This is a genomic window from Thiomonas sp. TH-17 (genome assembly GCF_057473305.1).
In genome coordinates, this window is the sequence record NZ_JBYCKI010000252.1 from 1 (window position 1) to 12,177 (window position 12,177).

Annotated in this window: 14 protein-coding genes; 3 read left to right on the forward strand and 11 right to left on the reverse strand. The window is 65.3% G+C overall.

The annotated features are described in order from the left end of the window. The first annotated feature begins 346 nt into the window (after window positions 1-346). From AC2VLV_RS14640 to dnaE, 3 genes are all read left to right on the forward strand, one after another. Window positions 347-637 carry a nucleotidyltransferase family protein gene (locus AC2VLV_RS14640; RefSeq protein ID WP_486990681.1) on the forward strand — a complete coding sequence of 97 codons (291 nt, stop codon included), beginning with the start codon at window positions 347-349 and terminating at the stop codon, window positions 635-637. A 36-nt stretch (window positions 638-673) separates the two neighbouring features. Then, on the forward strand, window positions 674-856 hold the full coding sequence (locus tag AC2VLV_RS14645) for a HepT-like ribonuclease domain-containing protein (protein ID WP_486990682.1): 183 nt from the start codon (window positions 674-676) through the stop codon (window positions 854-856). A gap of 107 nt (window positions 857-963) precedes the next feature. Further along, window positions 964-4,404, forward strand: coding sequence for a DNA polymerase III subunit alpha (gene dnaE, locus AC2VLV_RS14650; RefSeq protein ID WP_486990683.1), 3,441 nt, complete (start codon window positions 964-966; stop codon window positions 4,402-4,404). On the opposite strand, the gene tolA is transcribed toward dnaE, so the two are convergent. The 11 genes from tolA to AC2VLV_RS14705 form a co-directional block, all read right to left on the reverse strand. Beyond that, on the reverse strand, window positions 4,405-5,403 hold the full coding sequence (gene tolA / locus AC2VLV_RS14655; protein ID WP_486990684.1) for a cell envelope integrity protein TolA: 999 nt from the start codon (window positions 5,401-5,403) through the stop codon (window positions 4,405-4,407). 46 nt (window positions 5,404-5,449) lie between these two features. Beyond that, window positions 5,450-5,917, reverse strand: coding sequence for a biopolymer transporter ExbD (locus AC2VLV_RS14660; RefSeq protein ID WP_156054575.1), 468 nt, complete (start codon window positions 5,915-5,917; stop codon window positions 5,450-5,452). 1 nt (window position 5,918) lies between these two features. After that, window positions 5,919-6,671, reverse strand: a complete 753-nt coding sequence (gene tolQ, locus AC2VLV_RS14665; RefSeq protein WP_486990685.1) for a protein TolQ — start codon at window positions 6,669-6,671, stop codon at window positions 5,919-5,921. A 156-nt stretch (window positions 6,672-6,827) separates the two neighbouring features. Beyond that, complete coding sequence (gene ybgC / locus AC2VLV_RS14670) at window positions 6,828-7,310, reverse strand: tol-pal system-associated acyl-CoA thioesterase (protein ID WP_486990686.1); 483 nt, start codon at window positions 7,308-7,310, stop codon at window positions 6,828-6,830. Then, entirely contained in the window at window positions 7,307-7,519 is a 213-nt protein-coding gene (locus tag AC2VLV_RS14675; protein WP_486990687.1) for a hypothetical protein, read from the reverse strand. Before AC2VLV_RS14675 ends, ybgC begins: the two co-directional genes overlap by 4 nt. Before the next feature lie 77 nt (window positions 7,520-7,596). Then, window positions 7,597-7,797 (reverse strand): hypothetical protein, encoded by a 201-nt coding sequence (locus AC2VLV_RS14680; RefSeq protein WP_486990688.1) that lies wholly within the window; start codon window positions 7,795-7,797, stop codon window positions 7,597-7,599. Between the two features lie 10 nt (window positions 7,798-7,807). Continuing rightward, window positions 7,808-8,989 carry a pyridoxal phosphate-dependent aminotransferase gene (locus tag AC2VLV_RS14685; RefSeq protein ID WP_486990689.1) on the reverse strand — a complete coding sequence of 394 codons (1,182 nt, stop codon included), beginning with the start codon at window positions 8,987-8,989 and terminating at the stop codon, window positions 7,808-7,810. Window positions 8,990-9,008: 19 nt separating this feature from the next. After that, window positions 9,009-9,617: a transcription antitermination factor NusB gene (nusB, locus tag AC2VLV_RS14690; protein ID WP_486990690.1), complete on the reverse strand. Its 609-nt coding sequence runs from the start codon at window positions 9,615-9,617 to the stop codon at window positions 9,009-9,011. A 79-nt stretch (window positions 9,618-9,696) separates the two neighbouring features. Further along, entirely contained in the window at window positions 9,697-10,179 is a 483-nt protein-coding gene (ribH, locus tag AC2VLV_RS14695) for a 6,7-dimethyl-8-ribityllumazine synthase (RefSeq protein ID WP_486990691.1), read from the reverse strand. A gap of 88 nt (window positions 10,180-10,267) precedes the next feature. Then, complete coding sequence (gene ribBA, locus AC2VLV_RS14700; RefSeq protein ID WP_486990692.1) at window positions 10,268-11,401, reverse strand: bifunctional 3,4-dihydroxy-2-butanone-4-phosphate synthase/GTP cyclohydrolase II; 1,134 nt, start codon at window positions 11,399-11,401, stop codon at window positions 10,268-10,270. Window positions 11,402-11,477: 76 nt separating this feature from the next. Continuing rightward, window positions 11,478-12,056, reverse strand: coding sequence for a peptide ABC transporter permease (locus tag AC2VLV_RS14705; RefSeq protein WP_486990693.1), 579 nt, complete (start codon window positions 12,054-12,056; stop codon window positions 11,478-11,480). Between the last annotated feature and the right edge of the window lie 121 nt (window positions 12,057-12,177).

Genomic DNA, 12,177 nt, shown 5'->3' on the forward strand with positions numbered 1-12,177 from the left:
CCAGAATCATGCCCGCCGCCGCATAGCCCACCAGCCTCGGCCACTTGAGAAAGCGAAACACCGATTCCCCCGTGAGCGTGGCCAGCACCAGCGCGGCACCCACCCAGAACACCCCGTCAGGATGCAAGGGCCATGCGGGCAGGTAGCTGTTGATCATCGTGCGGGGTCTCTGGTGTGTGATAAAGGGGGTCGAGCCCACTCTGGCCGACACCATAGCAGAGGGGAACTTGCAGGAACGATGGGCGGAAAAGGGCGAAAATAGAAGCAATAAATGTTGAAATAACGCGGTCTCGAAAATATTGACGCCCACGCTATGATTGTCTGCAAACTTCACGGAGTTGGCCGCATGAAACCTTCTGAGGCTTTATACGCGCACCGTGCTGCCATTCGCAGCATCGTGGAGTCGCGCCATGCAAGAAATCCGCGTGTGTTTGGCTCGGTTTTGCGCGGCGACGATACGGAAGGCAGTGACCTTGATTTGCTGGTCGATCCCCTGCCTGAAACGTCACTGTTCGATCTGAACGCCATTAGCAATGCTCTGGAGCGCCTGCTTGGCGTGCCCGTGGACGTTTTGACGCCGAATGCCTTGCCGCCCAAGTTCCGGGACCAGGTGCTCACCGAAGCGAAGCCGGTGTAAGCCTCTTCACAGACGAACTTCACAAAGGGTGTCCCATTGAGCCGAAATGCGCTGCGGCTGGCAGACTATCTCACCCATATCCTGGAAGCCATAGACCGCATCGAGCGCTACACCCGTAGCCTGGATAGGGCGGCGTTTATGAGCACCGATATGGTGCAGGACGCCGTGATCCGCAACTTCGAGATCATCGGCGAGGCCAGCCGCAATATTGCGCAGTGATATCCGAGCTTTCAGCAGCGGCATCCCGAGATCGCACTGGCCGAGGTACAGAAGTTGGCGGCCTCTTGAGTGTGCACCAGGGATCGGCGCCTCCCTAAAATACCCCGATGCCCTACGTTCACCTCCGCACCCATACTGAATACTCCATCGTTGACGGCGCCTTGCGCGTGGACGATATGGTGCCCGCGGCCGCCCGCGACGGGCAGGGGGCGCTGGCGATTACCGATTTCAACAACCTGTTCGCCACCGTGCGGTTCTACAAAGCTGCGCTGGACGCCGGGGTCAAGCCGATCATTGGCTGTGACGTGCTGCTGGGCAGCGCCCGCCATCCGGGGCAGTTCACTCGGCTGTTGCTGCTGGTGCAGAACCGCACCGGGTATCTCAACCTCTGCGATCTGCTCAGCCGGGCCTGGCTGGACAACCAGCAGCGCGGCCGTGCCGTGGTGCAGTGGGAGTGGCTGGAAGGCGGCCTGGCCGAGGGCCTGATCGCCCTCTCGGGCGCGCATGAAGGGGCCATTGGCCAGGCGCTGCTGCAGGGCGACACAGCCACCGCGCGCGATCTGGCCCGCCAGCACGCGGTCGTGTTCGACGGCCGTTTCTACATCGAGCTGCAGCGCGGCGGTCATGCCGCGTGCGAGCCGCATGTGCAGGCGGCGGTGCCGCTGGCTGCGGAACTGGGCATGCCCGTGGTGGCGACGCACCCGGTGGAATTTCTCAAGGCCGACGACTTCGATGCCCACGAGGCGCGGGTGTGCATTGCCGAGGGCGAAACCCTGGGCAACCCGCGCCGCCAGCGCAAGTTCACCGCCCAGCAATATTTCAAGTCGCAGGCCGAGATGGAGGCGCTGTTCGCCGATGTGCCCTCGGCGATGGCCAACACCGTGGCCATTGCCCAGCGCTGCAATCTGGTGCTCGATCTGGGCAAGCCGCAACTGCCGCTGTTCCCCACGCCGCAGGGGCTGACGCCGGCCGAGTTCTTCCGCCAGCAGGCGCAGGACGGGCTGGAGCAGCGGTTGGCGGCGCTCTATCCGCAGGCCGACAAGCGCGAAGCAGCACGCCCGCGCTATCAGGAGCGGCTGGAGTACGAACTGGGCATCATCGCCAAGATGGGCTTCGAGGGCTACTTCCTCATCGTGGCCGACTTCATCAACTGGGCCAAGAATCACGGCTGTCCGGTGGGGCCGGGGCGGGGTTCGGGCGCGGGTTCGCTGGTGGCGTACAGCCTGCGCATCACCGATCTCGATCCGCTGGAATATGCGCTGCTGTTCGAGCGCTTTCTCAACCCGGAGCGGGTGTCGATGCCCGACTTCGACATCGACTTCTGCCAGGAGAACCGCGACCGCGTCATCGACTACGTGAAGGAGAAGTACGGGGTTGAGGCCGTGTCGCAGATCGCGACCTTCGGCACCATGGCCGCGCGCGCCGCGGTGCGCGACGTCGGGCGGGTGCTCGACCTGAGCTACACCTTCTGCGACGGCATCGCCAAGCTCATTCCGGCTAAGCCGGGCCAGCACATCACCATTGCCGACGCGCTCAAGCAAGAGCCCATGCTGGCGCAGCGCTACGAGGAGGAAGAGGAGGTCAGGCAACTGCTCGATCTCGCCCAGCAGCTCGAAGGGCTGCCGCGCAACATCGGCATGCACGCGGGCGGTGTGCTCATCGCGCCGGGCAAACTCACCGATTTCTGCCCGCTCTATGCGCAGCCGGGCAGCACCGACGCCGTCTCACAGTACGACAAGGACGATGTCGAAGCCGCCGGACTGGTGAAGTTCGACTTTCTGGGCCTGGCCACGCTGACCATTCTCGAACTCGGCGCCGAGCTGATCCGCCGCAACCACCCGGACCGCGCCGATTTCAAGCTCGAAGACATTCCGCTGGACGATGCCAGGAGCTACAAACTCATGGCCAAGGGCGACACCGTCGCCGTGTTCCAGCTCGAATCGCGCGGTATGCAGGGCATGCTGCGCGACGCGCGGCCCGACCGCTTCGAGGACATCATCGCCCTGGTGGCGCTGTACCGCCCCGGCCCGATGGACCTCATTCCCACCTACTGCGCGCGCAAGGCCGGCAAGGAAGACGTGGCCTACCCCGACCCGCGCATGGCCTCGGTGCTGGAGGAAACCTACGGCATCATGGTCTATCAGGAGCAGGTGATGCAGGTGGCCCAGGTCATCGGCGGCTACTCGCTCGGCGGCGCCGATCTGCTGCGCCGCGCCATGGGCAAGAAAAAGCCCGAGGAGATGGCCAAGCACCGCGGCATCTTCGCCGAAGGCGCGGCCAAGAATGGCATCAAGCCGGAGAAGGCCAACGAAATCTTCGACCTGATGGAGAAGTTCGCGGGCTATGGCTTCAACAAATCGCACGCCGCCGCCTACGCGCTGCTCGCCGTGCAGACGGCCTGGATGAAGGCGCATTACCCCGCCGAATTCCTCGCGGCCAACATGAGCATCGCTCTCGACGACACCGACAAACTCAAGATTTTGGTGGAAGACGCGCAGGCCTGCGGCATCAACGTGCTGCCGCCCGATGTGAACGCTTCGCAGTGGCGCTTTGATCCGGTGGACAGCAAGACCATCCGCTATGCCCTGGGGGCCATCAAGGGCAACGGCCAGGCCGCGGTGGAGGCCATGATCTCCGCGCGGCAAGAGCGGCCCTTCACCTCGCTGTTCGACTTTGCCGAGCGGGTGGATCGCACCCGCCTCAACAAGCGCGTGCTCGAAGCCTTGGCCAAGGCCGGCGCGTTCGATACCCTGCACCCCGAGCGTGCCGCGGTGATGGCCGCAGTGGAAACCGCGATGGATTACGCCACGCAGCGCGAGGCCGCAAGGCAGCAGGCGGGACTGTTCGACCTGTTCGCCGCCGACGCCGCCGATGGCGGCCACAACCCGGCGCACGAGCCGCTGCTGCCCGAGGTCGAGCCCTGGGATCTGCGCACCAAGCTGTCCTTTGAGAAAACCGCCATCGGCTACTACCTCAGCGGCCATCTGTTCGACGCCAGCGCCGAAGAGGTGCGGCGCTTCGCACCGACCGCGCTGATGGATCTGGTCGATTCGCGCGATCCGGTGCTCATCGCCGGCATCGCCGCCGGTGTGCGTCTGGTGCAGTCGCAGCGCGGGCGCATCGCCATTCTCGCGCTGGAAGATCGATCGGGCGCGATGGAAATTGTCATCGGTGAAAGCCTGCTCGACACCGTGCGCGACCGCCTGCGCGACGACGCCCTGCTGGTGCTGCGTGGCAAGGCGCAGATCGACCGCTTCAACGGCGGGCTGCGCTTCAACGCCGACGCGGTCTGGACGCTCGAAGAAGCCCGCGCCCGATTGGGAAAGAGCATCCGTCTCAAACTCAACGGCGCCAGCTCGGCCGAGCCGCTGGTGGGGCTGGCCCGCCAGCACGCGAGCGAAGAAGGGCTGCCGCTGCTGCTCGACGTCGAACGCGCCGGCGCGCAAGTGCGCCTGAGTGTGGCGGCCTGCCGCCTGCCGCCCACCGATCCGATACTGAGCGCGCTGGCCCAGCTCTCGAAAGATGGCCGGGCAGAGATCGACTATTGATCAGCTTGGGTCGCGCGGCCCGGCTTTGACCAACATCGGCGTCCAGATCTTGCCGTTGCTGTCGGGCGGGAAGTGGTGCACTCTCTCGATGGCGCGCAGCACGGCCTGATCCCAACTCGCCACGCCGCTGGAGCGCTCGATTTTGGCGGTGAGCACGGTGCCATCCGGCGCCAGGTTGACCAGCACCGTCACCCGCGGGTCGCCGGTGATCTGGTTGATCTCGGGGTAGGTCACGTTCTCCCGCACCAGGCTGGCGATGCGCGCTGCATACGTGCCCGACGGACCGGAGGTGCGCGCCGCAGTGCCTGTGCTGTTCGCCGCGCCTGTGCCCGCCTGCTGCATCAACTGCTTCATGTAATCGTCGCGCGACGAGGCGGCCATCTGCGCCTGCTGCTGCTCCAGCTTTTTCTGCTTCAGCTCGGCCAGCCGTTTTTGTTCAGCCAGCTTTTTCTGCTCGGCCAGTTTTTCCTGGCGCAGTTTTTCTTCCTGCTGCTGTTTGCGTTGCTCGGCCAACTGTTGTTGTTTGAGCTCCTGTTGTTGCTTTTGCTCGGCAAGGCGCTGCTTTTCCTCGGCGAGCTTTTTCTGCTCTTCCTTCAGCCGTTTTTCGATCAGCGCTTGCTGCTCGGCCTGCTGTTTTTTGAGCGCGGCTTCGCGCTCCTGCTTCAGCACGATGTCGGCCTGTTGTACCTGCGGCTCGGGTTTGGGGGTGGCCACTGGTTTGGGCGGCGGCGGTGGCGGCGGGGCGGGTTGCGGCTGGGGTTGCGGCTGCTTGCGTTCCATCGGCGCGGTGGGCCGGGGCGCGGCGCGCTGCACCGTGGGCGACCACAACTCGGCCTCCACCGCTTCGGGCGGGTGACTCTTCCAGTGCACGCCGAAGGCGATGAGGGCGATGAGCAGAAGGTGGAACAGGGCGGCCAGGCCGAAGGCGCGCAGCGTGCCGCGCTCGTGCGGCGGCCGCAGCGCGGAGGGGTCGCCTGGGGATAAGCGCGCGGTGTTCATGGGAGAAGGGGGAAAAACCGGGGTAAAAAACGGGAGAAAAAACGCATCAGGATGGGTTGGACTGGACGGCCAGGCCCACGCGCTCCACACCGTGTTGTTTGAGCAGATTGAGCGCGCGCATCACCGCGTCGTACTTCACGTTCTTGTCGGCGGCGATCAGCACCGGCATGGCATCGAGGCTGAGGCCGGCCTGCGCGGCCAGTTGCTGCACGGTCTGCGGCAAGTCCTTGAGGCTGACGGGCTGCGGCGCGGCGTTGGCGGCCTTGCTCTTGGGGTCGCGCAGAGAGACTTCGAGCATGTCATCCTTCTGGATGGTGACCTGCACCAAGACACTGGGGGCCTGCGGCGCATTGCCCACGGTGGGCAGCTTGACCATGGTCGGCGTGATGAGTGGCGCGGTGACCATGAAAATGATCAGCAGCACCAGCATGACGTCGATATAGGGCACGACATTGATGTCGGCCAGAGCGCGCCGCGAGCGATGCCCGCGACTGCTGGATTGGAGGGCGGGCATCTCAGCGCCCTCCGCCAAAGCCGGTGACCGGGCCAGCACGCCCGGCGCTTGCTGCCGCGGCCGACTGCGCGGCGCTCGGCGCGGGCGCGCTCTGGCGTTGCAGGATGTTGGAGAACTCTTCGGTGAACGACTCGTAGCGGTTGGCCAGGCGGTCGATGTCGCGGGCGAAGAAGTTGTAGGCGATCACCGCGGGAATGGCGGCGAACAGGCCGATGGCCGTGGCCACCAGTGCTTCGGCAATGCCGGGCGCCACGGTGGCGAGTGTGACCTGCTGCAGATTGGACAGACCGACGAAGGCGTGCATGATGCCCCACACCGTGCCGAACAGGCCGACATAGGGCGAGACCGAGCCGACCGAGGCCAGGAAGGACAGATTGGCTTCGAGCGCGTCCATTTCGCGCTGGAAGGCGGCGCGCATGGCGCGGCGGGCGCCGTCCACCAGGGTGGAGCCGTCGAGCACATGGCGCTCGCGCAGCTTGAGGTATTCGCGCATGCCCGAGGCGAAAATGCGCTGCAGTGGGCTGCCGTGGCGGCCGTTGCTCAGCGCCGATTGGTACAGGTCGTTCAGCCCCGTCCCGGACCAGAATTCCTGCTCGAAGTCTTCAGACTTTACCCGTGCCGACTTGATGGCGAAATACTTGCGGAAGATGACGGTCCAGCTCGCCAGCGACACGGAGAGCAGAAGGGCGAGCACCAGCTGCACCACGATGCTGGCGCCGAGCACCATGGACACGATGGAGAAGTTTTGATCCATAGGGAGGTCTGGCTGTAGGTAGGGGGGAGTGAGCGCGCGGCTCAGGAGGGACAGCCTGCATTACAACAAATCCCCAACGGATTGAAGCGCATCAGGGAAGACAGGGCAGCGGAAAAAAGGTTCACGCCAGGATGGGTTGCAAGGACGAGCTACTGATCAGGGCGCGGGTGAAACAGGCGCTGCCCAGCGGGAGACGCGATCGAAGACTTCCCGCGGAATGCGCGATGGCCGCAGGGTGGCCGCCGCTACGCAGCCCACGCGTACCGTAGCCTCGCACAGTAGCGCGGCGGGCGCACCGCTGGCGTCGCAGCGCCAGGCCTGTTGCGCGACGGTGAGACTGGCGCTGCCGATCTCCTGCAAGCGAAGCTGGATCTGCAGCGCGTCGTCGAGCTTGGCCGGGGCGGCGTAGCGCAGGTGCACGTCGGCCACGACGAACACCAGGCCCGATTGCGCCGCCAGATCCGATTGCGCCAGCCCCAGGCTGCGCAGCCATTCCGTGCGCGAGCGCTCGAAGAACTTGAGATAGTTGGCGTAATAGACGATGCCCCCGGCGTCGGTGTCTTCCCAGTACACCCGCACGGGCCAGTGGAAAACGGCGAGGCAAGGGGGGTGCGCCGAAGGCCTGGCGGTCGAGTTCATGCCTTCTCTGCGGTGTGGGTGTCAGCGGAGGGATTCATCTGCAGGCTGCCAATATTGATCAGCTTGCCATCGCGCCAGACATAGCAAGGCGTGCCGGTACGCAGCGCGAGCTCACGCGCGCTTTGGGCTGCGCGGCGCAGGGCAGGCTCGACTTTTTGCAGGTCGGGATCGACAGAAGGCGTGGTGTGCTTGATCGGAGAGATGGTCATGGGTTGTCCCCGCTGCTGATCAGAGTAGGTAGATCACCCGAGTTGTCATAAAGTGCCCAGGCGTTCACCAACGGTTTTTAGAGCTGATGGAAATTGAGTAATCCGGCTGAAAAATGGCGTCGGATGACGGCTTCAGGGATGGCATGCCCGCCTTGCGCCACACGGGCCACCACACGCTGTACCGCCATCTCCGCTTCGGGCAGGAAGATCTTGGCGAAGGTGGTTTTTCCAGCGCCCTTTGGGCCCGCGATCAGCAGGATGCGATGCTCCAGGTTCATGGGGCGATTTTCATGCCGCCTTGCGCTCCAGATAGCCGCGCAGCCGGGCCAGCGCTTCCTGCAGGTTGGCGATGCTGTTGGCATAGCTCAGGCGGAAATAGCGCGCAGGCTCGGCGGCGCCGAAGTCTTTGCCGGGTACGAGCACCACGCCGGTATCGCGCATGACCTCGAAGCTGAAGTCCCAGCTGTCGGCGCTGTAGGCAGAACAGTCGGCGTACACATAAAACGCGCCGTCCGGCCGCACGGGCACGCGCAGACCCAAGGCTTCGAGGCCGGGCACGATCAGGTCGCGGCGGCGTTGGAACTCGGCGCGGCGGCGTTCGTATTCGGCCAAGGTGTCGGGCTCGAAGCAGGCCAGCGCGGCATGTTGAGCCACGCTGCTGGCGCAGATGAACAGATTGCCGGCCATACGCTCCAGCGGGGCGACGAGCGCGGGCGGTACGACCAGCCAGCCCAGCCGCCATCCGGTCATCTGGAAATATTTGGAGAAGCTGTTGACGGTGATGATGTCGTCGCCCGCGGCTAGCGCGGTGTGGCCATAGCCGGCTTCATGGCTGAGGCCCAGATAGATTTCATCGACGATGCTCACCCCGCCGCGCGCGCGCACCACGTCGGCGATGCGGCGCAGCTCGTCTGGCGCGATGGAGGTGCCGGTGGGGTTGGAGGGCGAGGCCAGCAGCACCCCGGCAGTCTGCGGCGTCCACGCGGCTTCGACTTCGCTGGCGGTGAGCTGAAAGCGTTGCGCGGCGGGGGCGGGCAGCATGCGTGCCCGCGCACCCGCAGCGGCAACGAAGTTCTTGTTGCACGGATAGCTCGGATCGGGCATGAGCACTTCATCGCCCGGATTGAACAGCAGCAGGCTGGCCAAGGTGAGGGCACCCGAGGCACCTGCGGTGACGAACACGCGCGCGGGATCGATCGTCACGCCGTGCACCTGGGCGTAGTGCTGCGCGATGCGCTCGCGCAGCGCGGGCAGGCCGGGCGCCAGGGTGTAGCCGGTGCGGCCGTCGTGCAGGGCGCGGGTGGCGGCTTCGACCACGGGTTCGGGCGCGGTGAAATCGGGCTCGCCCACGCTGAGATGAATCATGCGCCTGCCCTGCGCTTCCCAGGCCGTTTGTTGTTCGGCCGCGGCGCGCACCACGTCCATGACGTAGAAGGGTTCGATGGACTGGTTGCGTTGGGCGAGGCGCATGGCGGGTGTTCGGCAGGGGTCAGTCTTTGCGCGGCGGGCGCGGGCTGGCGCTGGCGCGCCGGGGGAAAGAATCGGCCGCGCGTCGCGGCGGGGTTTTGGCCTTGTGGCTGACGGGCACGTTCGCGTAGGGGTTGGGCGGCGGGCTGAAGTCAGTGGCCGTGGGCGGCGCCTGCGGGTGCGACTGGTTGGCGGCTTCGACCTCGGTCTTGCGCAATTGCGCGGCGATGCGGTCGAGCACGCCGTTGACGTATTTATAGCCGTCGGTGCCGCCATACACCTTGCCGAGTTCGACCGCTTCGTTGATGACCACGCGATAAGGCACGTCGAGATGACGCTGCAACTCGAAAGCGCCCATCAGCAGCAGGGCGTGTTCCACCGGGGAAAGCTCGCTGGTCTGGCGGTCGATGTGCGGCTGAATGAGGGCATCGAGCGGCCCGGCCTCGGCCAGCGCGCCATGCAGCAGCGACTGGAAGTGCGCGTCGTCAAGCTTGATGGTGGGGTAGCGTTCGTGCAGAAAGGCTTCGATCGCGCCGGTGTCGCTGCCGGCGAGCAGCCATTCGTAAATGCCTTGGAACGCGAGCTCGCGCGACTTGCGCCGCGCGCTTTTGGGGGCGGTGGTTGCGGTCACTGGACTACCCTCCGGCCGCTTTGCGACCACCTCCCCGAGGGAGGAAGAGCGCCCCCTTCGGGCGGCCGTGCGTGGGCGCTCATGCGGCCTCCTCGTTGTCGCTGATTTCGATGAACAGGTTGGCCATTTCCACCGCGACGCGGGCGCATTCGGCGCCTTTGTCGATGCGGGCTTCGGCCTGCGCTTCGTTTTCCACGGTGAGCACGCCGTTGGCCACCGGCATGTTGTAGTCGAGCGCTACTTGAGCGATGCCGGCCGCGCTGGTATTGCAGACGACCTCGAAGTGATAGGTGTCGCCGCGAATCACGCAGCCGATGGCAATCAGCGCATCGAAGGCCTCGCTCTCGGCCAGCGCCTGCAACATCAGCGGCAGTTCGAGCGCGCCGGGAACGGTGTAGAGCCCGATGTCGTCTTCGTTTACCCCCAGGCGCTGGAGTTCGTCGAGGCAGGACTGGGTGAGCCGGTCGGTCAGGGCGGTGTTGAAGCGGGCCTGCACCACGGCGACGCGCAGCTCACGGCCATCGAGTTGTTCGGAAAGAATGCGGTTCTGGACGGTTTGCATGGCGTGGAGGGCGTGAAGGGGCTTTGGGGGAAAGTAGGTAAAAGCTAAAAGGCGAGCGCCGCCGCGACGCGGCGCCCGGGCAGACAGCTTACGCGCTGGGCGTGGCAGCGCAGCGGGTTTGCGGCGCGGGCTCGAAGCCGATGATTTCCAGGCCGTAGCCTGCCATGCTGGGCATTTTGCGCGCCTGGCCGAGCAGTCGCATTTGCCGCACACCGAGATCGCGCAGGATTTGCGCGCCGATGCCGTAGTCGCGCAGGGCGGTGACGGCTGATTTGGGCGGCGTCGGCACCGGCTGCAACAAGCGCTCAAACTGGCTTTGCAATTGCGCGGCCGATTCACCGCAGTTGAGCAGCACGGCCACGCCGGCGCCTTCCCGCACGATGCGTTGCAGGGCTTGCGGCAGATTCCAGGAATGGCGCTGGCACTCGGTGTCGAGCAGGTCGAGGACGGACAGGGGCTCGTGCACGCGCACCAGCGGGGCCTGCTGGCTGGCGAGGTCGCCATGCACCAGCGCCAGATGCAGGCCATGACCGGCGCGATCGGTGTAGGCCACGCAGCGCATGGGGCCAAAGGGGGTTTGCAGCGCTTGTTCACCGATGCGTTGCACCAGCGATTCGGTGCGGCTGCGGTATTCGATGAGATCGGCGATGGCGCCGATTTTCAGATTGTGCTGCGCGGCAAATTGTTCGAGATCGGGCAGGCGCGCCATGGTGCCGTCGGCGTTCATCACCTCGCAGATCACGGCGGCGGGTTCCAGCCCGGCCAGGGCGGCGAGGTCGCAGCCGGCTTCGGTGTGCCCGGCGCGCATCAACACGCCGCCTTCAGCGGCCATCAGCGGGAAGATGTGGCCCGGTTGCACGATGTCGCTGGCCTGTGCGTTGCGCGCCACGGCGGCCTGCACGGTGCGCGCGCGGTCGGCCGCCGAGATGCCCGTGGTGACGCCTTCGGCAGCTTCGATGGACGCGGTGAACGCGGTGCCGTGCGACGAGCCGTTGTGCTCGACCATGTGCCGCAGGCCAAGCTGCGCGCAGCGCTGGGCGGTGAGGGTCAGGCAGATGAGGCCGCGCGCATGCGTGGCCATGAAATTGATCGCCTGCGGGGTGATGTGCTCGGCCGCGAGGACCAGATCGCCTTCGTTTTCGCGGTCTTCTTCGTCGACCAGGATGACCATGCGCCCGGCCTTGAGCTCGGCAATGATGTCAGGAACGGGGGACAGGGGCATGATGGGGACGGGACGCTGCTGAAAAGCCCACCATTCTAAAAGCGCCTCACCCGGCGCGCTTGCATCGCTTGCCTTGTCAGAATTCGTAGCGCCCGAAGAAAAACGCGACGTTGCCGTTGTTGAGCTTGTTGTTCACCTTCGGGATGAAAGTGCCATAAATGGACAGCTTGCCGAAACGGATGGAGGCGATGGGCAGCGCGATGGGGAAGGGGATGTTGTTGAAAATATCGGCGCGTGAGGTGACGGCCAGGGTGTAGCCCAGGCCGAATCCCACCGGGGAATCGTTGAAGTACATCCACTGATGGGCATAGCCGACCACGGGCTCGGCGTTCCAGTGCGAGTCTGAGAAGATCATGGCGTACACCATGTCTTCGTTGCCGTCGGCGTTGATATGGTGGCGGCCCCAGCCAATGCCCCAGGCGTGTTTGTTGAGCACCGCGCGTTTGGCCTCGGTGTAGGTGCCGGGGTCATGCCAGGTGTAGCCACTGAAGTACAGATCGTCCTGTCCTGTCTGGGTGGTGCTGACGGCGGCATTCCAGGTGGACTGCGCCCAGTCGGATACGCCGCCCAGCCCCAGTGCCCAACTCGGGCGGGGAATCAGGGCGAACCAGAGGAGGGCGAAGGCGGACAGAAGGCGGGCAGGCAAACGTTTCATGGGCTTTTGGCGGGCGGCTCAGGGGGCGGGCCAAACTTTATCAGCGGCAAAGATTGAGCCTGTGTCCGTTTGCAACGGGCGACATGCCCGTGGCCGGTTCACGCGCTGATTCAGAGCTTGG